This window comes from Janthinobacterium sp. SUN176 (genome assembly GCF_030587335.1).
GTDB lineage: Bacteria > Pseudomonadota > Gammaproteobacteria > Burkholderiales > Burkholderiaceae_D > Janthinobacterium > Janthinobacterium kumbetense.
This window is the reverse complement of record NZ_JAPWIA010000006.1, coordinates 176,042-197,225: the sequence shown is the minus strand read 5'-3', so window position 1 is coordinate 197,225 and position 21,184 is coordinate 176,042. Positions and strand designations below refer to the sequence as shown.

Genomic DNA, 21,184 nt, shown 5'->3' with positions numbered 1-21,184 from the left:
AGCTTTTCCTTTGTTGTTGACCTCGTTACACTAGCTCTATTAGTCAACAACGAAGGAAAAGCAGCCATGAGCCAACAGCCGCCATTCAGTACCGCCTCGGGCATCCCGGTCGCCGACAACCAGAATTCCCTCAGCGCCGGCCCCCGTGGCCCCTTGCTGCTGCAAGACTTCCACCTGATCGAAAAACTCCAGCATTTCAACCGCGAGCGCATCCCCGAACGCGTGGTGCACGCAAAAGGTTCGGGCGCCTATGGCACCTTTACCGTCACGCACGACATTTCGCGCCATACCAAGGCCAAGCTGTTCAGTGAAGTGGGCAAGCAGACGGCCACCTTCGCGCGCTTTTCCACCGTCGGTGGCGAACGCGGCAGCGCCGACACGGAACGCGACCCGCGCGGTTTCGCCGTGCGCTTCTATACGGAAGAGGGCAACTGGGACTTGGTTGGCAACAACACGCCCATGTTCTTCATCAAGGACCCGATCAAGTTCCCCGACTTTGTCCACACGCAAAAGCGCGATCCGCAAAGCAACTTGAAATCGGCGGAAATGATGTTCGATTTCTGGAGCCATGCGCCGGAAAGCTTGCACCAGGTCACCATGCTGTTCTCGGACCGGGGCACGCCGGACGGCTACCGCCACATGGATGGCTTCGGCAGCCACACGTATAGCCTGATCAATGCCGACGGCCAGCGCGTGTACGTGAAATGGCACTTCAAGACGCGCCAGGGCATCAGGAACCTGCCTGCCGCGGAGGCGGGCCGCCTGGCTGGTGCCGACCCCGACTACGCCCAGCGCGACTTGTTCGGCGCCATCGAGCGCGGCGATTTCCCCCAGTGGGAAGTCAAGCTGCAGGTGGCGACGCAGGAGCAACTCGATGCATGGGAGCAGCGCACGGGCTGGAACCCGTTCGATTTGACGAAAGTGTGGCCGCATGCGGACTTCCCGCTGCTGCCAGTCGGTATTTTCGAGCTGAACCGCAACCCTGACAATTACCACGCGGAAGTCGAGCAAGCGGCCTTTTCACCGGCCAACGCCGTGCCCGGCATGGGGTATTCACCGGACAAGATGCTGCAAGGCCGCTTGTTCGCCTACCATGACGCCCAGCTGTACCGGGTCGGCACGAACCACCAGCACTTGCCCGTGAATGCGGCCCGCTGCCCCTTCCACAACCAGCAGCGCGATGGCGGCATGGCGATCAACAATGGCGGCGCGGCGCGCAACTATGCGAACGTGGCGGCGGCCGGCACGCAGCCGCAAGGGCTGGGCCACGGCGAGCCGGCGCTGGACCTGGCCGGCGGCGCGGCGCGCTACGATGGCCGCGGCGTGGAAGATGACTTTACGCAAGCCGGCAATCTGTTCCGCTTGATGTCGGTGCAGGCGAAGCAAAACCTGTTCGACAACCTGGCCGGTCCCTTGAGCCAGGTGCGGCCGGAAACCCTGCAGCGTCAGCTGGGCCACTTCGACCGTGCCGATGCCGCGTATGGCGCCGGCGTGCGGGCCGCCTTGCAGGCGCGTGGCGTGGTGCTGTAATTATGTGTTGCAGGCGGAACAAGCTTGTTCCGCCTGTTGTTGATACAGCACAAATTAGAGGGAGATACCAAATATTGCCGTATGGACATATTTGCCGCCCATGCGTAGACTTGTCGGTCTGATGATCGCGCGGCCTTCCTGGCAGCGTCCTGACTAGAAAGTCTTGTAATATGAATATGGCGAAGCTGTCGGTGCATGGGGACGACCCCACGCTCAAATCCATCCTCGAAGTCTTGCCCACGGATCCGGAACGGCAATGGCGCAAGGGCGAGGCGAAGGGCGCGGGCCGCGTACATCTCGATTCCGGCTTCGAGGTGCTGATCGCGCAGGCATCCAAATCGCAAGTATTGCCCTCGCGCATACGCAGCTACCTGGCCGAATGCCGCTCGCGCGGCGTCAGCTTCACCATGCCGCGTATCGTTGCCGAACTGCAATTAGAGCTGAATGGCGACGACACGGTCGACTCTCCGCTGGATCTGACCCTGGCCGACATGCAGCACCTGACGGAAATGGGCATCAGCCTGAGCCTGGTGACGCGTTGCGCCGAGGCTTGATGAGCGCCTGAGAATAAAAAAAATGGCCACCTATCCAGGGTGGCCATTTTTTGTCATGGTTCGGCGATGTCGACGGTGACCATATTGTCATCGGGCTTGCGGTCGATCAGCTTGTTGTCCGGATCGATGCCCGCCTTGCCGGGACGGCTGCCGACGATGACGGTATAGCTCGCTTCGCGCGCCGTCATGCGCAGGCGTTCGCGCAGCAGCGGATGGCCGTTCGCGTCGTCGACGCCGATCTCGATCCAGTCGTGCAGGGGCGCGTCGTGCTCCTCTCCCTGTTCGCCGGCCGTCAACTTGCTCGCCTGCACTTTCACGGTGACGGCGTACTTGCCGTCGCTGCGTTTCGTGGCCGTGGCCGACAGGGCGCGGTTGTCGAACAGCACGATTTTCTCGAACAGGTCGTCGATCAGGTAAGCTTGCTCGGGCGGCGTGACCTGGCGCAAGCCGGCAATCAGGGCCGTCACGCTGGCATACGGCGGGCCTTTCTGGCCATGCGTCTTCAGCAATTCGCGCAGCACGCCGTTGACCTTGTCTTCGCCGATGATGTCTTGCAGCAAGTACATGGCCAGGCTGCCCTTGTTGTAGTGGATGTAGGGCTGGTTTTCATTCTCGGCCAGCGGCAATTCCTTCTTGCGTTCCTCGCTGCGCCCCATCAGGTATTGATTCAGGTCATAGCGCAGGAAGCGGCGCATCTTGGCCGGCCCCACGGTTTTCTTCATCACCATCAGGGCCGAATATTCGGCCAGGGTTTCGCTGAGCACGGTAGCGCCCCGTGTATTGCCGCCCACCAATTGATGCGCCCACCATTGGTGCGCCACTTCATGCGCCGTCACGTAGAACGGATAATCGATATCCTTGGGATTCTTGTCATCGACCCTGGCGATGAAGCCCAGCCCTTCCGAGTACGGTATCGTGTTCGGGAACGATTGCGCAAACGTGGCGTAGCGGGGGAATTCGACGATGCGCAGGACCTTGTGCTGGTAGGGGCCGAAGTTCTTCGTGTAGTACTCGAGCGCTTCCTTGCTGCCGCGCACGAAGCGATCGAGGTTGTATTCATGGCCAGGGTGGTAATACACGTCGATGGCCACGTCTTGCCAGCGCTCGTGCTTGACGGCGTAGCGGGCCGACTGGAACGCGTAAAAATTCAGGATCGGCTGTTCCATCGTGTAATGGAAGTAATGGCGGCCCTTGGCGATCCAGTCGTTGTCCAGCATGCCCGGCGCGATGGCCGTCTGGCCGTCAACGGTACTGACGGTGGCGTCGAAGTTGATGCGGTCGGCGTCGTTGCTGATGTAATTGTCGGCGAGCCCCCGTGCATCGTCGCGCGGCAAGGCCCGTTCGCGCGCCGGCAAGCCGTGTTTCTTGCGGTCGCGCGGATCCGTCAATTCCTGCTGCGGCTGGTAGCCGATGTGGGGCAGCACGGCATTCGTGAAGAAGGTGCCGTTGGCCACCACGGGCGTGTCCTGGCCCAGGCCGAAGATGCCGCGCGGCGCAAAGCGGACGTCGAAATCGAGGCCCAGGGTGGCGCCCGGCGCCAGCGGCGCGGCCAGGCGGTAGCTGTAAAAGCCCAGCTTGCCGTCATCGAGGCCGGGATGCACGCGCGCGTCAAAACGCAGGCGCATGGTGGAGCTCGGATCTTGCTGCACAAAAATATGGCTGATCGGCAGGCTGGTCTTGTTTTGCAGCACATAGCGGCCCGTGACGGCCAGGGTGCGCTGCGCCGGGTAGATGGCCACGTCGAGTTTCACGTCGGTGATTCTCGGCTGCGGCGTGGCGGCAAACTTGCGGTACTGGCGCTCGACTGTGGCGCGGTCCGCATCGCGCGCGAATTCGGACTTGTAATCGTTGGCCACGTGGTAGACGTAGAACAGGACCGCGCCGGCGCCGACGAAGATCAGGGCGCCGCCGGCAAAGCTGGCCAGCACGCCCTGCGTCAGGCCGTGGCGCGCCAGGCGCAGGCGGATGCGCCAGCTGTCCTGCGCGCCGCGGGGCCAGAACAGCAGCGACAGCACCGTCAGCATGACGGCCGCGCCGCTCCAGTACAGCAAGTACCAGCGTTCGCGCAACAGATAGTGGCCGGCGCCGTTCATGGCCGAATACACGAAGTCCGGCGTGTTGCCGTACAGCAGCAGCGGGTCGCCCAGGCCCAGCGAGGAAAAGCTGATGCTGGCGATGTGGTACAGGATCATGGCGAAATACGCCAAATACTTGTGATTGATCAACACCTGCAAAAAGATGGCCAGCACGGCGATCAGCGCGTAGGACGGCAGGTGCGACAGGAACAGCGATTCCAGGTACAGGCCGGGGTCGAGGCGGTAATAACCCTTGAAAACCTGGATCGACATGCCGCACAGCATGATTACCAGGCTCAGCAAGGCCTGCAGGCCGATCAGCGCAAACAGCTTCGACAGCAGGGGCAGCCAGTTCGGCACGGGCAGGGCGTCGAGCATCAAGTGCGTGCCCGCCTCGCGTTCGCGCCACACCAGTTCGCCCGCATAGAAAGTGGTAATGATCAGCATGAACAGGGCGAACGAGGCGCTGACCATGTCCAGCACCCTTTCCGTCACGGGATAGGTATTCGTGCCATAGATGGAACCCATGTCGAGCGCGCCGCCATACATGGTCAGCACGCCGGCCAGCACAATGACGACAAAATAGATGTTCTTGATGGTTTCGCGCAGATTCAGCCAGCTCATCTTGAGGAGCAGGGCGGCCAGGTTGCGCTGCGCGAAGTCCGGTGTTTCCTGCGTGGACAGTGAAGCGTTCGACAGGCGCAGCGGGACGTCGCCCTCGCTGCGGCGCTTGCCGGCGCCCGCGTCCGTCGTGGCGTGGAACTGGAAGCGCCAGTAGCCGAGCAGCAATGCCACCAGGGCGAAGCCGGACCAGATGGCGCGGTTCAGCAAATACACGCCTTCCAGGGTCACCAGGCGCGTGTTGCGCTCCGCGTTCGGCCAGTATTCCGTCAGGCGTATCAGCGCCGTGGTGCCGAAGGGGTCGATCAGGGCGGCCAGGGTCTTGTAGTCGAGGTCGCGCGCCAGGGACGGGGCCACCAGGTAGCCGATCAGCATGACCACCGAGCTGATGTAGACAGGCAGCATGCGCCGCGTCAGGGCCGCGATGACGAAGAAGATGGCGCCAAAGATGAACAGGTTCGGCAGCAGGGTAAACACATACGGCATCAGGTAGGCCAGCGCCCGTTGCGGCCCCAGCCGTTCCGGGTCGATGCCGGGCAGCCAGGCGCCCAGCCAGGCACCGATGACGATGCTGGAAAACACGACAGCCAGCACCAGCCAGGCGCCAAGGAAGCGGCCGAACACGTACTGGTATTTCCGGATCGGCGCGCTGAAGAAGAAATGCTGCATGCCGTATTCGAAATCCTGCTGCACCGAGCGGCCCATCATGGCGGCCACCACGACGGCGCCGAAACAGCCCAGCAGGCTGCACGTAAACGCCAGCGAGCGGGGCGCGTTGATCAGGAACTTGCCGCCGAAACTGATGCTCGCTTCCTTGAAGACGCCGCCGGCGGCGGCCATCCACAGCATGGCCAGCGCCAGGAACATGGCGAAATACACCCAGGTGGACAGCAGCTTGAGCCGCTGTCGCGCTTCAAAGCGGGCGATGGCAAACATGGCGCGCCCCTCAGTCGCACTGCGGGGCGACGCGGTGGCGCCCGGCAATGGTGGCGAAATACAGGTCTTCCAGGTCGCCGATGGCTTCCTCGAAGCCGTCGCCCGGGTCGTCGTCGCTGTAGACGTGGATCAAGGTGCGGCCCGACAGCAAGCGCGTGGAAATGACGGCGTGGCGCTGCTGGAAGCTGGCCAGCTCTTTCTTCTCGACGAAGCGCGCCCAGATCTTGCAGCTGACTTCGTCGATCAGTTCCTGGGTCTTGCCGCACAGCAGCAAATGGCCCTTGTTGATGATGGCCATGTTGGCGCACAGGTCGGCCACGTCGGACACGATGTGGGTCGACAGGATCACCGTCTTGTCTTCGCCGATGTCGGACAGCAAGTTATGGAAGCGGACTCTTTCCTGCGGGTCGAGGCCCGCCGTCGGCTCGTCGACGATGATCAGTTTCGGGTCGCCCAGCAGGGCTTGCGCGATGCCGAAGCGCTGGCGCATGCCGCCGGAAAAGCTGCCCAGGCGCTGGTGGCGCACGTCGAACAGGTTGGTTTGCTGCAACAGGCCATCGACGACCTCGCGCCGGCGCGCCCGCTGCGACAGGCCTTTCAAGGTGGCGAAGTGGTCGAGCAGCTCGTAGGCCGTCACTTTCGGGTACAGGCCGAAGTCCTGCGGCAGGTAGCCGAGCATGCGGCGGATCTCGTCCTTGTCGTCGAGCACGTCGTAGTCGCCGAAGAAGACCGAGCCGGAATCGCATTCCTGCAAGGTGGCCAGGGTGCGCATCAGGGTCGACTTGCCGGCGCCATTCGGGCCCAGCAAGCCAAACATCCCGGGCGGTATCGTCAGCGACACGTTATCCAGCGCCACCACGCCATTCGCGTAGGTCTTCGACAATTTGCGAATCTGCAATTCCATACAACTCCTAACTCATGCGTTGCAGCCCGATGGTGCAGGGCTTCTGTATGCTGGCATTGTATTGAATTTAAGACGTACTGGGCAGTTGCATGCGATACACGGCATTTTCGCGTGACCAGAGTGCAATTGGGCGGGGTGGACGGCGCGCCCGTATGGGGCTTCCGTGGGGGGCCGTTTCGCCCCGCTGGCGCGCCGCGTGACTTTCAATTACGGAATAGCACCGATTCGCGGTTAAACCACCAGCGGCACAGCATCAGCAGGGCGCCTGCGATTACCGTGGTCGAGGCGAGGATCACGCCGAACATGCGGTAATCCATGGTGCCCTTGACCAATTCCTTCATGGCCAGCGACACGTTGGTCAGCGGCACCATGGCCCACATCCAGTTCAGCTCGACGCCGGGCAGCATGGCCGCTACCGTGGGCAGGATGACGAACAGCATCAATGGTGTGATCATGCCGGCCGCTTCCTTGTAGCTTTTCGCGTAGATCGAGATCGACAGCAGCAGCGAGGCGAAGATGGCGGCCGTTGGCACCAGCATCAGGGTCACCATGGCCAGGTCGGGCAAGCCGATGCTGCGCACCATGACGGCCATGTTGCCTTCCAGCGAACTGCCGAAGATGGCCAGCAGGGCGCCCATGCTGCCCACCATCAGCACGGCCGACGTCATGCCCACCGTAAACAGCACGAGGAATTTGGCCAGCACGATGGCGCTGCGCGGCACGGGCGCCAGCAGCAGGGTTTCCAGCGTGCCACGCTCCTTTTCGCCGGCGCCCAGGTCGATGGCCGGATACATGGCCGCCGTCAGGCACACCATCAGCAGCAAATAGGGCAGCATGCCGCCGACGATGGCGCCCATCTGCTCGCGCTCGTTGGCCGTCGACTGTTTGTCGAGCACGATGGGGTGCAGGGCAAAGGCCAGCTGGGCCGGACTCAGGTTCAGGGCCGACAGCGCGCTTTCGCGCAGGCTGGCGTTGTACGCCTCGACGATCTCGCGCACCCGCTGCTGGGTCACGTCGACCGTGCTGGCGCTGTTGTAGTGCAGCACTACCTTCGTTTGCTGCTGTTGCTGCAGCGATGCTTCAAAATGCGGCGGAATGACGACGGCGAACTTGATGGTGTCGTCGCCGATGGCGCGGCGGATGTCGCCCTCGCTGGCCAGCGGCACTTCGCGCAGGTTGTGCTGTTGGGCAAAACGCCCGCTCAAGCCGGGCGAATGGTCCTTGCCGAACAGGGCGTAGCGCATTTCCGCCGTTTTCGCGTTCTTGAACATATTGCTTGAAACATAAGCGAAGCCGCCAAAGATCAGCGGCATGGCAAAGATGGGGATGAGGATGGTGAAGATCAGCGTCTTGCGGTCGCGCGTGAGTTCCAGCAACTCTTTCACATAAATGGTCCACATGGCTCAGGCTCCCTGGTTGATGACGCTGACAAAGGCGTCGTACAGATCGGCACTGCCGCCCAGGTGGCGCAGTTCGCTGACCGTGCCATTGAAGGCGGTGGTGCCGCGGTTGATGATGCAGACGCGGTCGCACAGCTTTTCCACCTCGTGCAGGTGGTGCGTGGAAAAGATCAGCGGCACGCGCAGCGCCTTGTAGCTGGCGATGAAGTCGAGCAAGATCTTGGCCGACATCACGTCCAGGCCCGTCGTCGGTTCGTCGAGGATCACCACCTGCGGTTCGTGCACGACGGTGCGGGCGATCGCGCACTTCTGTTTCATGCCCGTCGACAATTGATCGGCCCGCTTACCGCCGTATTCCTCCATTTGCAGCAGGGAAAACAGTTCGTCGCAGCGGCGTTTCAGCTTGTCGGCCGGCATGCCATGCAGGCGGCCGAAGTATTCCACGTTCTCGCGCGCCGTCAGGCGGCCATACAAGCCTGTCGAGCCGGACAGGAAGCCGATGCTCTGGCGCGCCACCAGCGGCTGGCGCAGCACGTCGACGCCGTTGACGAGGGCGCTGCCCGCGTCCGCCTGCAAGGCCGTCGACAGCAGGCGCAAGGTGGTGGTCTTGCCGGCGCCATTCGGGCCCAGCAGGCCCAGCACTTCGCCGGGGGCGCAGCTGAAACTGACGTCGCGCACGGCGTGAAACCAGCCCTCGTGTTCGCGCGGATCGCTGACGTGCACGGCCTTGCCCTTGTGGGGCGGCATGCGGAAACGTTTTGCCAGGTGCTTGACCTCAATCATGTGCTTCATCCATTTAACGGTGAAGAATGAGAGTAGCATGCAAAAAATGTAACTTGCAAGGTGGAAATATCGTTTGGTCTATTGAAAAAAACAGCATCTTCATGCAAGCTGGCCCGGTGGGCGCCGGCGGACGGCGCGGGAGAGCGCAATGCAAACGATCGATCAGGCGATGCAGGACAAGGTACTGGCCGTGGCGCGCGCCGGCATGACCAGTGCCGAAGCCATCGGTTTCTTCCGCGTCAGCCTGGGGTTGTACTACCTGGCGGGCCTGATGACGGAGGAAACCCTCGATTTCAAGCAGATCGACGCGAAGTACAACCGTTTTATCTACCACTCGATCGGTGGCGGGCACAGCATCGCCAGCGTGTTGCAATTCATGAGCGGCGAGAAAGTCTTGCGCGTGCTGCAAGCGGAGCGTTTTCGCGCCGCGTTTGCCGAACATTGCCCGGACATCCCCGTCGACAGCATTTCCTTCCTGATTTCACTGAACCTGGGCGTGGCGAAAAGCCTGTCCGGCCTGGACGCCGTCGGCCCCGTGGTGGACTGGATCGAGCGGGAAAAAGCGCGCACAAGTCAATAAAGCCCCGTTCACCCTGCGCGCGGCGTGGGTACGGCTGGCCCTGATCGTCCTATAATCCATGTTTTCCCTTACATGAATAGCCACGATGACCGCGAACCGCCACTTTGACCCCCTGGATCGTTTGATTGTTGGCGCCGACAAGGCCCTGCGCGTCATGGCGGGCGTGGCCTCGGCCTCGCGCCCCACGCCGGCCGCGCATGCGCCCGATGCGGAACTGAGCCCGGCCGAACAGCGCCACAGCGCCGGCTTGATGCGCGTCAACCATGTGGGCGAAGTGTGCGCGCAAGCCCTGTACAACTCGCAGGCGCGCTATGCGCACAGCCCGGCTATCCGCGCCCAGTTCGACGAAGCGGGACGCGAAGAGGAAGACCATCTGGCCTGGACGGCGCAGCGCTTGACGGAGCTGGGCTCGCGTCTGAGTCTGCTCAATCCCCTGTGGTATGCGGGTTCGTTTGCGCTGGGTACCATCGCCGCGCGCATGGGCGACGGCCGCAGCCTGGGTTTCGTGGTGGAAACGGAACGCCAGGTGGAAGCGCACCTGGCCAGCCACTTGCAGGAATTGCCGCCGCAGGACGCCAAGTCGCGCGCCATTGTGAAACAGATGGCCATCGATGAAGTGGAACACGGCGCCGCCGCCCAGCGATTGGGCGCCATCGACACCCCGGCGCCCGTGAAGGCGTTGATGGGCATCATGGGGAAAGTGATGACGAAAACCGCGTATTACATTTAAAACAAAGGCGCTCTGAAGAGCGCCTTTTTTATGCATGCCTGAGCCGTGAAACGCCAGACAAAACCGTAGCGAGCGGAAGGGAGAGGTGGTCGAGAAGCGCAACCGTGCTGGAGCACGGTGAGCATCGCAGGCCGCCTATACCGACGCGCAGTAGGTTTGGTCAGGCGCTTTCTTCGATGATCTCGAAGGAATGGGTGATTTCCGCCGTCTTGGCCAGCATGATAGACGCCGAGCAATATTTGTCATGCGACAAGGCCACGGCCCGTTCGACTGCCGTGGGTTTCAGGGCCTTGCCGCGCACGGTGAAGTGGAAGTGGATCTTGGTAAACACTTTCGGGTCGGTGTCGGCGCGGTCGGCCTTCAGGGTCACTTCGCAGCCGCTGACGGCTTCGCGCCCGCGTTTCAGGATCAGCACCACGTCATAGGCGGTGCAGCCGCCCGTGCCAAGCAAGACCATTTCCATGGGGCGCGGCGCCAGGTTGTGGCCGCCGCCGTCGGGCGCGCCATCCATGGTTACCAGGTGGCCGGAACCCGTTTCTGCCCGAAAACTCATGCCCGACGGGCCATTCCAGCTGACTTTGCATTCCATCGTACTCTCCGAAAATTGTAAGCGTTTTGTATTGTAATAGAGGAATGCTCATCCATGTGCCGCCCGCCGGGCCGCAGCCGGCCTCGATTGCAGCTTGACGCGGCAAGGCAAAGCCGCTTATACTTGTCGGCTTTCCGTTCGCTCAGGAAAAGTAAATAAGGCAGAGTCCGCATAGCAGCATCGGCGGAACCACCATTTGAGCGTGTAATCTATTAGGAAGTCAACATGAAAACATTTTCCGCTAAAGGACATGAAGTCCAGCGCGATTGGTTCGTGGTTGACGCGACGGACAAAGTCCTCGGACGTGTTGCCAGCGAAGTGGCACTCCGACTGCGCGGCAAACACAAACCAGAATTTACTCCTCACGTCGATACCGGCGACTTCATCGTCGTCATCAACGCAGGCAAACTGCGTGTGACCGGTACCAAAGCTACTGAGAAAATTTACTACCGTCACTCTGGCTATCCAGGCGGCATCTACGAAACCAACTTCCAGAAAATGCAACAGCGTTTTCCAGGTCGCGCGCTTGAGAAAGCGGTCAAAGGCATGCTGCCTAAAGGCCCACTCGGCTACGCAATGATCAAGAAGCTGAAAGTGTACGCGGAAGGTTCCCATCCGCACGCTGCTCAGCAACCTAAAGCACTTGTTCTCTAAGGAACTGACATGATCGGTAATTACAATTATGGAACCGGCCGTCGCAAAAGTGCAGTGGCTCGGGTTTTTATCAAAGTTGGCACAGGCTTGATCGTTGTTAACGGCAAACCAGCAAACGAATACTTTTCGCGCGAAACGGGTCTGATGGTCATCCGTCAACCACTGGAACTGACCGGCAATGTCGAGCGTTTCGACATCAAAGTCAACGTCCATGGCGGCGGTGAGTCGGGCCAGGCTGGTGCAGTTCGTCACGGCATCACCCGCGCTCTGATCGACTACGATGCAGCGTTGAAACCGGAACTGGCGAAAGCCGGCTTCGTGACCCGCGATGCACGTGAAGTCGAGCGTAAAAAAGTTGGTCTGCGCAAAGCACGTCGCGCAAAGCAATTCTCGAAGCGTTAATTTCTACGCTACAGCACCTTCCGGGGTGCTGGTCGAAAAGCCGCTGGACTTCGGTCTCGCGGCTTTTTTGCATTTCAGCGTGACTCGGCGTTGCGCTGTAAAATACGCGGAAATCCCGCGGGGACTGTCTCCCCTCCATCTCTATGCAATATATACACAAGGAAAGAACATGATCAAAGTTGGCATCGTCGGCGGCACTGGATACACGGGCGTGGAATTGCTGCGCTTGCTCGCTACCCATCCAGATGTCGAGTTGACGGCGATTACTTCGCGCAAGGAAGATGGCTTGCCCGTTGCTGACATGTATCCTTCCCTGCGTGGCCACGTGAAACTGGCGTTTTCCTCGCCCGACAAAGCCAATCTGGAGCAGTGCGACGTGGTCTTCTTTGCCACCCCGCACGGTGTTGCGATGGCGCAAGCTCCAGCCCTGCTGGCCGCCGGCGTGAAAGTCATCGACCTGGCCGCCGACTTCCGCCTGAAAGACCAGGCCAAGTTCGAGCAATGGTACAAGATTCCCCACACGGCGCCTGAACTGATCGAACAGGCCGTGTACGGCTTGCCGGAACTGAACCGCGAAGACATCAAGCAAGCGAAGCTGATCGCCAACCCCGGTTGCTACCCGACCACCATGCAGCTGGGCTTTTACCCGCTGCTCAAGGCAGGCCTGGTCAATGCGGGCGGCTTGATCGCCGACTGCAAGTCGGGCGTGTCCGGCGCCGGCCGCAAGGCGGAAATCGGCATCCTGTTCTCGGAGGCAAGCGACAGCTTCAAGGCCTACGGCGTGGCCGGCCACCGCCACTTGCCGGAAACGACGGCGCAATTGCAGCGTTTCACGGACGAGAAAGTGGCGCTGACCTTCACGCCGCACCTGGTGCCGATGATCCGCGGCATGCATTCGACCCTGTACGCGCAGCTGAACAAGGATGTCAGCAATGAAGAATTGCAATCCTTGTTCGAAGAGCAATACAAGGATGAGCCTTTCGTCGACGTGATGCCGTTCGGCTCGCACCCGGAAACCCGCTCCACGCGCGGCTCGAACATGCTGCGCCTGGCCTTGCACCGTCCCGAAGGCGGCAATACCGTCGTGGTGCTGGTGGTGCAGGACAACCTGGTCAAGGGCGCAGCGGGCCAGGCCGTGCAATGCATGAACTTGATGTTTGGCCTGAAAGAAACGGCCGGTTTGCAACATATCGCCGTGATGCCTTAAATATAGGCACAGGCGTTTGCGCAGGTCCGGCGCCTTTTTGCCGGACCTGTGATAAATTGGACTGCCACGTACCCCGACAGGATGACGTTCATGTTCGAGCGCAACGCGAAAAACCCCATCGATACCCTGATCGGCGCTTCCACGCGGATCGAGGGCGACTTGCTGTTTTGCGGCGGTCTGCGCATCGACGGCCATGTGCGCGGCAACGTCACGGGCGAGCCGGGCGACCCCACCTATGTGGTGCTGGGCGAGGCGGGCCGCATCGATGGCGAGGTGCGCTGCTCGAGCCTCGTTGTCAGCGGCGAGATCAACGGCCCCGTGTATGTGTCCGAAATGCTTGAAATCCAGCCAAAAGCCCGCATTGTAGGAGAGGTCTATTACAAGGTGCTGGAAATGCACAGCGGCGCGCAAGTCCAGGGCAAGCTCAGTCGCCACGACAGCGCCGACCCCGTGCTGCACCTGGCCGTGTCGGAAATGTGAGCAGGAACAACACCCGCCAGCCGCGCCAGCGGCGGCCGCAGCGTGACTTGCGCCAACAGTCTATAATGAGGCTATGTTTTCTGAGGAGTCTGAAATGAATGCAGTCGCTGAAATGCAAGATGTGATCCCTTCGCCTATCATCTTTACCGATAGCGCCGCCGAAAAAGTCGCGCAGCTGATCGAGGAAGAAGGCAATCCCGACCTGAAATTGCGCGTGTTCGTGCAGGGTGGCGGCTGTTCCGGCTTCCAGTACGGCTTCACCTTCGACGAAATCGTCAACGAAGATGACACCACCATGGTCAAGAACGGCGTCCAGCTGTTGATCGACTCCATGAGCTACCAGTACCTGGTCGGCGCGGAAATCGACTACAAGGATGACCTGGAAGGCGCGCAGTTCGTGATTAAAAACCCTACCGCGACGTCCACCTGCGGTTGCGGTTCGTCTTTCTCGGTATAAGCACACCCGAGAAAACGCCCATGGCGGCGTTGCATTGCCTCGCCGTACTATCCGTACTGTCTTCGGCAATGCGCCTTGCCCTGGACGTCTTTCAGGTGCGCCGGTTTACAGGCGCAGCGTAAAAATAGCGGATCGATGATCCGCTATTTGTGTTTCTGGAACACTTGTTCCTGATCAACGCGGTATCAACGCGGGTATAGCGCGCCCAGTACCCGCAAGCCCTGTGCGCCTGTCACGGCCGGCAAGTTGCCCGGCTTGCGCTGCGTAAAGCGCCAGGCCAGCCACGCAAAGGCCAGCGCCTCGACCTGGCTGGGCGCCACGCCCAATGCTTGCGTGGACTCCGCCGCCATGCCCGGCAATTCGGCGGCCAGCGCCGCCATCAGGCTGGCGTTCTGCGCCCCGCCGCCGCACACATACACGGTTTCCGCCTGCGCCCCGTCGCGTAGGATGGCGCGCGCCAGGCTGGCAGCCGTCAGCTGGGTCAGCGTTGCCTGCACGTCGGCGGGCAGGGCGGTGGGGTAATCGGCCAGCTTGGCGCTGAGCCAGTCGGCATGGAACAGGTCGCGGCCCGTGCTTTTCGGCGCCGGCAAGTCAAAATAGGGCTCGTCGAGCAAATCCGCCAGCAGGGCGGGGATGACCTGGCCCGTGGCGGCCCAGGCGCCGTTGGCGTCGTAGGGCTGGCCCAGATGCCGCAAGACCCAGCCATCCATCAGCGCATTGCCGGGACCCGTGTCGTAGCCCGTCACCGTGCCATCCGCATGCAGCACGCTGATATTGCTGATGCCGCCGATATTGGCCAGCACGCGCGTGTGGCCCGGCAGATTGAAGATGGCCTGGTGAAAGGCCGGCACCAGCGGCGCGCCCTGGCCGCCGGCCGCCACGTCGCGGCTGCGCAAGTCCGCGATGACGTCGATGCCCGTCAATTCGGCCAGTAGGGCCGGATTGTTTAGCTGGCGCGTAAAACCCAGCTCGGGGCGGTGGCGGATGGTCTGGCCATGCGCGCCGATGGCGGCGATGGCGTCCGCGACGATGCCCGCGTTGCTTAAAAGCATGGCGACGCAATCGGCGTAATGGCGCACGAGTTGATTGGCCGCCAGCGCTTCGCGTTCGATTTCATTCTGACCGGCACTTTGCAAGGCCATCAGGTCGGCGCGCAGGCTGGCGGGGAAGGGAATGTACGCATCGCCCAGGCTGCGCGTGCCCTCGTCGGAAAAGTCGACCAGCGCGCCGTCGACGCCATCGAGGCTGGTACCCGACATTAAACCGATATACAGCATGGGTTTTTCCTTGAATACGTAAGTGGTGAGGTGCATTGTGCCGCATTTGTGCCGCACGCAAAAGCGCGCGGGGAAAACAAAAGCACGCGGGAAAAAACAAAGGCACCGGCCATCTGCATGGGCGGTGCCTTTATTGTTGCCCGAAGGCAGTCTTGCTTAACGCGACGCCAGGGCCGTGTCGTTCGGACGCAGCAGGGTGAAGCGGTGCATCATGTCATTGGATACCATGCGGAAGCGGCTCAGCTCGGCGGCCGTCAATGGCGCCTGGGCTTGCACATTCAGCTTGCTTGGGTCTTGCGCCACGCCGCCAACGCGGAATTCATAGTGCAAATGGGCGCCCGTGGACCAGCCGGTGGTGCCGACGTAGCCGATCACATCGCCCTGGCTCACTTTTTGACCTTTTTTCAGGCCCGAAGCGAAGCGGCTCATGTGCGCATAGGCGGTCGTGTAGTTGGCCCAATGTTTCAGGACAACAACATTGCCGTAGCCGTTTTGGCTGCCGACGGAATCGACCACGCCGTCGCCCGAAGCGCGGATAGGCGTGCCCGTTGCTGCAGCGAAATCGATGCCCTTGTGCGCTTTCCAGTTGCCGGAAATCGGGTGCACGCGCATGGAGAAGCCGGACGAGATGCGGGAGAATTCGAGGGGGGATTTCAGGAAGGCTTTTTTGAGGGACTTGCCGTCGAAACTGTAGTAACCGCCGCCTTGCTTGCTGGCTGGGTCTTCGAACCAAACGGACTGGTAAGTCGTGCCGCGGTTGGTGAATTCACCGGCCAGGATGCGGCCCGCTCGGACAAATTCGCCATCTTGCCAGAATGTTTCGTAGACAACATTGAACGAGTCGCCGCGTTTCAGGTCGGAGCGGAAGTCGATATTGGTGGAGAACATTTCCACGATTTGCGCGGAAATCGAGTCTGGCAGGCGGGTGCCGTCCAGGCTGGAGTCGGTGGCGGCGAACAGGGTGGAGGTAATCTTGCGCGCGTGCATTTCAACGCGGCGTTCCAGCTGGGCTGCCACTTCCGTTGCCACGAACTTGTCGCCCTTGCGGGTGATCAGGATGTTCTTGACCGATTTGTCCGTGCCGTCGACGAGGGTGGCGCGCATCCAGTTGAGGTCGCCGTTTTCGGACGTTTGCGCTTGCACGCGCTTGCCCGATTTCAGCAACATCACGCCGCGCGCGATCTTGTCGGTTTTGATGAAATTGGCGGCCACCGGATCATCCACGCCGAGACGGGTCAGCAGGGTGGCGAGGGTATCGCCGGCGCGGACTTTTTCTTCGTGGGTGAAATTCTGGTCTACCTGTTCCATCGCGGAAATTTGCGAGGCGAGATCAGGCATTTCCAGGTTTTGGGCGATGGACGTGACCGGCAAATCGGATGCGTCGGGCGCCATGGGCGACACAGCGACCGCGCCGAAGGCGGCCACGGCGAGCAGCACTGCGGAGGCACCGATAATGCGTGCCTTGCGTGTCGTCGTCAGCTGTGTGTACAAGCGTGAGCCTGTGATTTTATGTATAGGGTTCATGCAATCAGTTAAAATTTGCCCTTGAACGATTCGTGAACTAGTGCTCTTTGTTATTGTTATTTTGGTTCGTTTTCATACGGCAAGATTGATGGGATCGAGCATTATAGCAAACTCCGCAAACCTACTACCATTTTGAGATCTACAGTCAAATTTTATGGAAATCAACACCACCGCATCGCCTACAAAGGCTAACGCCGCTCAGACCGCGCTTCCGCTGTCGGACAGAGTACAAGAAGCCCTCGCGATTACCAAGCGTGGCGTCGACGAACTCTTGATCGAAAGCGAATTTGCGCAAAAATTAGCACGCTCCGAGAAAACCGGTGTTCCACTGCGCATCAAACTGGGCCTGGACCCGACCGCACCCGACTTGCATCTGGGCCATACTGTCGTCCTGAACAAGATGCGCCAGCTGCAAAACCTCGGCCATCAAGTCATTTTCCTCATCGGCGACTTCACGTCCATGATCGGCGACCCTTCGGGCCGCAACGTCACGCGTCCGCCCCTGACCAAGGAACAGATCGAGATTAACGCGATGACGTATTTCGCGCAAGCATCTTTAGTGTTGGACGCCAGCAAGACCGAAATCCGCTATAACTCCGAGTGGTGCGATCCGCTGGGCGCGCGCGGCATCATCCAGCTCGCTTCCCACTACACTGTGGCGCGCATGATCGAGCGCGACGACTTCACCAAGCGCTTCCAGGGCGGCATTCCTATTTCCGTACATGAATTCCTGTACCCGCTGATGCAGGGCTACGACTCGGTGGCCCTGAAATCGGACCTGGAACTGGGCGGCACGGACCAGAAGTTCAACCTGCTGGTGGGCCGCGAACTGCAAAAGCAGTACGGACAGGAGCAGCAGTGTATTTTGACCATGCCTCTGCTGGAAGGTTTGGACGGCGTGGAAAAAATGTCCAAGTCGAAGAATAACTACATCGGCATCACGGAACCGGGCAACACCATGTTCGCCAAGCTGATGAGCATTTCCGACGTCATGATGTGGCGCTACTACGAGCTGCTGTCATGGCGCTCGATCGCCGAACTGGCGCAGCTGAAGCGCGAAGTCGAGGAAGGCCGCAATCCGCGCGATGCCAAGGTTGCGCTGGCGCAAGAGATCGTCGCCCGCTTCCACTCGCAGCAGGCGGCGGAAGATGCGCTGGCCGACTTCGTCAACCGCTCGAAGGGCGGCATCCCCGACGATATCCCGGAAGTGACCTTGGCCGGCGCGCCGCTGGGCATTTCGCAACTGCTGAAACAGGCGGGCCTGTGCCCATCGGCGTCGGAAGCCATGCGCAAGATCGACCAGGGCGGCGTGCGCATCGACGGCACCGTCATCAGCGACAAGGGCTTGCAAGTGGCAGCCGGTCAGTTCGTGTTGCAAGTTGGCAAGCGCAGCTTTGCGCGCGTCACCTTGACGGCATGATCGCGCTGCTGCAGCGCGTCACGCAGGCGAAGGTCGACGTGGCCGGCGCCACCATCGGCGCCATCGACGCCGGCCTGATGGTGCTCGTGTGCGCGGAGCGGGGCGATACGGAGAAGGAAGCGGACGCCCTGCTGGCCAAGTTGCTCGGCTATCGCGTGTTTGCCGACGACGCGGGCAAGATGAACCGCAGCGTGACGGACGTGGCCGGCGGCTTGCTGCTGGTGCCGCAGTTCACCCTGGCGGCCGACACCAAGTCCGGCACGCGCCCGTCGTTTACGCCGGCGGCCGCGCCGCAGGACGGCTTGCGCCTGTTCACGCATTTCGTGGACCAGGCGCGCAGCCGCCATGCGACCGTGCAGACGGGGCAGTTTGGCGCCGACATGCAGGTGTCGCTGACGAATGACGGCCCGGTGACCTTCTGGCTGCAAGTGAACGCCAAACAATAACTACAAGAGGAGCAAGCGATGAAATTGTGGAGCGAGACGTTTCGTGATGGCGGCCTGATGCCGGCCGATCATGCCTTTGCCGAGATCGATCCGGCCAGCCGCGTGCGCCTCGCCGGCAACCGCAATCCCCATCTGGCCTGGGACGAGGTGCCGAACGGCACCGAGTCGCTGGCCCTGTTCTGCCTCGACCCCGATGCGCCGCAAGACGCCAGCCTGGTCAATGTTGAAGGCCAGGCCCTGCCGCTGACGGCGCCGCGCGGCGACTTTTATCACTGGAGCTTGCTCGACTTGCCGCCTGCCATGCGGGTTATTGCCGCCGGAGAGTTTTCCAGCGGCATCACGCCGCGCGGCAAGGCTGCCGGGACTGCTACTGGGCTGCGCCAGGGCTTGAACGACTACACGGGCTGGTTTGCCGCCGACCCGGACATGGCCGGCGACTATTACGGCTACGATGGCCCGTGCCCGCCGTGGAATGACGAGCGCATCCACCACTACATTTTCCGCCTGTATGCGCTCGACGTGCCGCAACTGGCCTTGCCCGAGCGTTTTACGGGGCAGCAGGCGCATGCCGCCCTGTACGGCCACATCCTCGACGAAGCCCAGCTCGTCGTCGCCTATTCGCTTCACCCCGAGTTGGCACTTACCCTGAAGAAATAACGCATGAGCACCACGATTTTACTGATACGCCATGGCGAAACGGCCTGGAATGCGGGCCGCCGCCTGCAGGGCCATATCGACATCGCCCTGAACGAGGCGGGCCTGGCGCAAGCGGGGGCGCTGGGGCAGGCGCTGGCGGACGAACCGCTGGCCGCCATCATCGCCAGCGACTTGCAACGCGCGCAGCAGACGGCGCAAGCCGTGGCCGACGTGAAAGATTTACCCGTGCAAACGGATTCCTTGCTGCGCGAGCGTTGCTACGGCGCCTTCGAAGGCTTGCTGTATGCGGACATCGCCGCGCGCTATCCGCACGAGTATGCGCAGTGGCAATCGCGCCAGATCGACGCCGTGATGCCGTCGGGCGAGCGCCAGGCCGAAAGCTTCCGCCAGTTCTATGCGCGCGCAAATGGTGCCATCGCCCGCTGGGCCAGGCAATATGACGGCCAGACGATCGCCATCGTGGCCCACGGCGGCGTGCTCGAGTGCGCCTACCGCGAGGCGGTCGGCATGACGCTCGACAGTCCGCGCGACTTCCAGGTCAAAAATGCCAGCGTCAACCGTTTTTCTTACGCCGACGGCAAGCTGCATTTGGTGCACTGGGGAAATATCGAACACTTGAGCGCGCCCGCGATGGACGAACTGGGCTAAGCGGTCCCTCCTCACTCTGACGCACTGAGCAAAAAAATAGTGCTTATTAATTAGGCAGGGAATCGGTTAAAATAGCAGGTTCCTCCGTCCATTCCAGGTTCTTCAGTGCAAATCGGCCCTCACATTCTGCGCAACAACGTTTTCGTCGCTCCCATGGCGGGTGTGACGGATCGGCCTTTCCGCCAGTTGTGCAAGCAGTTGGGCGCCGGTTACGCCGTGTCGGAGATGGCGGCGTCGAATCCGCGCCTGTGGGCGACGGAAAAAAGCTCGCGCCGCACGGACCATGCAGGCGAAATGGAGCCGAAGGCCGTGCAGATCGCCGGCGCCGATCCGCAAGACCTGGCCGACTGCGCCAAGTTCAACGTGGACCGGGGCGCGCAGATCATCGACATCAACATGGGTTGCCCCGTCAAAAAGGTGTGCAACAGCTGGTGCGGTTCGGCCTTGCTGCAAAACGAAAGCCTGGTCGAGAGGATCTTGCACGCCGTCGTCAACGCCGTCGACGTGCCCGTCACCCTGAAATTTCGCACGGGCTGGAACCGCGAAAACAAGAATGCCTTGAAAATCGCCCGCATCGCCGAGCAAGCCGGCATCCAGATGCTGACCCTGCACGGCCGCACGCGCGCCGATGGCTACAAGGGCGATGCCGAATATGAAACTATTGCCGCCGTAAAAGCATCGGTGGGCATTCCCGTGGTGGCCAACGGCGACATTGCCAGTCCTGAGAAGGCCCGCTTTGTGCTGGATCAAACTGGCGCCGATGCCGTCATGATCGGCCGCGCGGCGCAGGGCCGGCCGTGGATTTGCCGCGAGATCGACCACTTCCTGCGCACCGGCACCTTGTTGCCGGCGCCTTACGTGGATGAAGTCCGCACCCTGATGGATGAGCATTTGCGCGCCCATTACGCGTTTTATGGGGGATTTCTCGGCGTGCGCACGGCGCGCAAGCATATCGGCTGGTATGTCAAGGATCTGGAAGGCGGCGAAGCGTTCCGACAGCAAATGAACTTGCTGGAGTCGACGGAAGCGCAGTTGCTGGCCGTCGATCAATTTTTTGAGTCGCAATGGAAATTTGGCGAACGGTTACAATACCGCCTCTCCGAATCCAGTGAAAGTGGCCTGATCGATGTGATCGAACCTGCGGCCACGGCAGCATGAGCAGATAGCAACAAGCAGCATAAATCAGTGACCAGCAGTACAAGGGCGAGCGCCTATATACAGAGCGTCATGCAATATTAATTACAACACCGAGGCAAGAGGGCAGCACGCGGACCGCATGAGCGACGCGGCACCGGATAGCCAGGTGTTCA

Annotated in this window: 21 protein-coding genes; 14 read left to right on the top strand and 7 right to left on the bottom strand. The window is 61.3% G+C overall.

Features of this window, described 5'->3' with window-relative positions; translation table 11 throughout:
- Positions 1 to 66: 66 nt before the first annotated feature.
- Together O3299_RS26215 and O3299_RS26210 are read left to right on the top strand one after the other, a co-directional pair.
- Positions 67 to 1,530, top strand: a complete 1,464-nt coding sequence (locus O3299_RS26215; protein WP_305063532.1) for a catalase — start codon at positions 67 to 69, stop codon at positions 1,528 to 1,530.
- Positions 1,531 to 1,700: 170 nt separating this feature from the next.
- A complete protein-coding gene (locus tag O3299_RS26210) occupies positions 1,701 to 2,084 on the top strand; it encodes a hypothetical protein (protein WP_251350992.1) in 384 nt (127 codons plus the stop codon).
- 53 nt (positions 2,085 to 2,137) lie between these two features.
- Here O3299_RS26210 and O3299_RS26205 read toward each other — a convergent pair whose 3' ends face one another.
- The 4 genes from O3299_RS26205 to O3299_RS26190 form a co-directional block, all read right to left on the bottom strand.
- On the bottom strand, positions 2,138 to 5,716 hold the full coding sequence (locus O3299_RS26205; protein WP_251350993.1) for a M1 family aminopeptidase: 3,579 nt from the start codon (positions 5,714 to 5,716) through the stop codon (positions 2,138 to 2,140).
- A gap of 10 nt (positions 5,717 to 5,726) precedes the next feature.
- A complete protein-coding gene (locus O3299_RS26200) occupies positions 5,727 to 6,620 on the bottom strand; it encodes an ABC transporter ATP-binding protein (protein ID WP_077399515.1) in 894 nt (297 codons plus the stop codon).
- A gap of 203 nt (positions 6,621 to 6,823) precedes the next feature.
- Entirely contained in the window at positions 6,824 to 8,020 is a 1,197-nt protein-coding gene (locus O3299_RS26195; RefSeq protein ID WP_077399518.1) for an ABC transporter permease, read from the bottom strand.
- 3 nt (positions 8,021 to 8,023) lie between these two features.
- Positions 8,024 to 8,803, bottom strand: a complete 780-nt coding sequence (locus O3299_RS26190; RefSeq protein ID WP_289919697.1) for an ATP-binding cassette domain-containing protein — start codon at positions 8,801 to 8,803, stop codon at positions 8,024 to 8,026.
- A 148-nt stretch (positions 8,804 to 8,951) separates the two neighbouring features.
- On the opposite strand from O3299_RS26190, the gene O3299_RS26185 reads away from it, so the two are divergent.
- Positions 8,952 to 9,383 carry a hypothetical protein gene (locus O3299_RS26185; protein ID WP_077399521.1) on the top strand — a complete coding sequence of 144 codons (432 nt, stop codon included), beginning with the start codon at positions 8,952 to 8,954 and terminating at the stop codon, positions 9,381 to 9,383.
- A gap of 85 nt (positions 9,384 to 9,468) precedes the next feature.
- On the top strand, positions 9,469 to 10,113 hold the full coding sequence (gene coq7 / locus O3299_RS26180) for a 2-polyprenyl-3-methyl-6-methoxy-1,4-benzoquinone monooxygenase (RefSeq protein WP_035824568.1): 645 nt from the start codon (positions 9,469 to 9,471) through the stop codon (positions 10,111 to 10,113).
- A gap of 160 nt (positions 10,114 to 10,273) precedes the next feature.
- Here coq7 and O3299_RS26175 read toward each other — a convergent pair whose 3' ends face one another.
- A complete protein-coding gene (locus O3299_RS26175; protein WP_070278278.1) occupies positions 10,274 to 10,702 on the bottom strand; it encodes an OsmC family protein in 429 nt (142 codons plus the stop codon).
- A gap of 225 nt (positions 10,703 to 10,927) precedes the next feature.
- On the opposite strand from O3299_RS26175, the gene rplM reads away from it, so the two are divergent.
- The 5 genes from rplM to erpA all read left to right on the top strand — a co-directional run bounded on the left by rplM (position 10,928) and on the right by erpA (position 13,902).
- The gene (gene rplM, locus O3299_RS26170) at positions 10,928 to 11,356 is read left to right on the top strand and encodes a 50S ribosomal protein L13 (protein ID WP_010393282.1); all 429 of its coding nucleotides are present in this window, start codon (positions 10,928 to 10,930) and stop codon (positions 11,354 to 11,356) included.
- Positions 11,357 to 11,365: 9 nt separating this feature from the next.
- Positions 11,366 to 11,758, top strand: a complete 393-nt coding sequence (rpsI, locus tag O3299_RS26165) for a 30S ribosomal protein S9 (RefSeq protein ID WP_010393285.1) — start codon at positions 11,366 to 11,368, stop codon at positions 11,756 to 11,758.
- A gap of 169 nt (positions 11,759 to 11,927) precedes the next feature.
- Complete coding sequence (gene argC, locus O3299_RS26160) at positions 11,928 to 12,965, top strand: N-acetyl-gamma-glutamyl-phosphate reductase (protein ID WP_251350997.1); 1,038 nt, start codon at positions 11,928 to 11,930, stop codon at positions 12,963 to 12,965.
- Between the two features lie 90 nt (positions 12,966 to 13,055).
- Entirely contained in the window at positions 13,056 to 13,445 is a 390-nt protein-coding gene (locus tag O3299_RS26155; RefSeq protein ID WP_077408960.1) for a polymer-forming cytoskeletal protein, read from the top strand.
- Between the two features lie 94 nt (positions 13,446 to 13,539).
- Complete coding sequence (gene erpA / locus O3299_RS26150; RefSeq protein WP_029496047.1) at positions 13,540 to 13,902, top strand: iron-sulfur cluster insertion protein ErpA; 363 nt, start codon at positions 13,540 to 13,542, stop codon at positions 13,900 to 13,902.
- Positions 13,903 to 14,087: 185 nt separating this feature from the next.
- Here the strand turns inward: erpA and O3299_RS26145 are convergent, their stop codons facing one another.
- Together O3299_RS26145 and O3299_RS26140 are read right to left on the bottom strand one after the other, a co-directional pair.
- The gene (locus O3299_RS26145) at positions 14,088 to 15,179 is read right to left on the bottom strand and encodes an anhydro-N-acetylmuramic acid kinase (RefSeq protein ID WP_305063531.1); all 1,092 of its coding nucleotides are present in this window, start codon (positions 15,177 to 15,179) and stop codon (positions 14,088 to 14,090) included.
- 156 nt (positions 15,180 to 15,335) lie between these two features.
- Complete coding sequence (locus O3299_RS26140) at positions 15,336 to 16,703, bottom strand: M23 family metallopeptidase (protein WP_099379945.1); 1,368 nt, start codon at positions 16,701 to 16,703, stop codon at positions 15,336 to 15,338.
- 154 nt (positions 16,704 to 16,857) lie between these two features.
- Between O3299_RS26140 and tyrS the strand changes: the two genes are divergently transcribed.
- The 5 genes from tyrS to dusB all read left to right on the top strand — a co-directional run bounded on the left by tyrS (position 16,858) and on the right by dusB (position 21,032).
- Positions 16,858 to 18,123, top strand: coding sequence for a tyrosine--tRNA ligase (gene tyrS / locus O3299_RS26135; RefSeq protein WP_305063530.1), 1,266 nt, complete (start codon positions 16,858 to 16,860; stop codon positions 18,121 to 18,123).
- Positions 18,120 to 18,569: a D-aminoacyl-tRNA deacylase gene (gene dtd / locus O3299_RS26130; RefSeq protein WP_099665515.1), complete on the top strand. Its 450-nt coding sequence runs from the start codon at positions 18,120 to 18,122 to the stop codon at positions 18,567 to 18,569. Before tyrS ends, dtd begins: the two co-directional genes overlap by 4 nt.
- 18 nt (positions 18,570 to 18,587) lie before the next feature.
- The gene (locus tag O3299_RS26125; RefSeq protein WP_305063529.1) at positions 18,588 to 19,226 is read left to right on the top strand and encodes a YbhB/YbcL family Raf kinase inhibitor-like protein; all 639 of its coding nucleotides are present in this window, start codon (positions 18,588 to 18,590) and stop codon (positions 19,224 to 19,226) included.
- Positions 19,227 to 19,229: 3 nt separating this feature from the next.
- Positions 19,230 to 19,874 (top strand): histidine phosphatase family protein, encoded by a 645-nt coding sequence (locus tag O3299_RS26120; protein WP_099665513.1) that lies wholly within the window; start codon positions 19,230 to 19,232, stop codon positions 19,872 to 19,874.
- 105 nt (positions 19,875 to 19,979) lie between these two features.
- Positions 19,980 to 21,032 (top strand): tRNA dihydrouridine synthase DusB, encoded by a 1,053-nt coding sequence (gene dusB, locus O3299_RS26115; RefSeq protein WP_305063528.1) that lies wholly within the window; start codon positions 19,980 to 19,982, stop codon positions 21,030 to 21,032.
- The last annotated feature ends 152 nt before the right edge of the window (positions 21,033 to 21,184 follow it).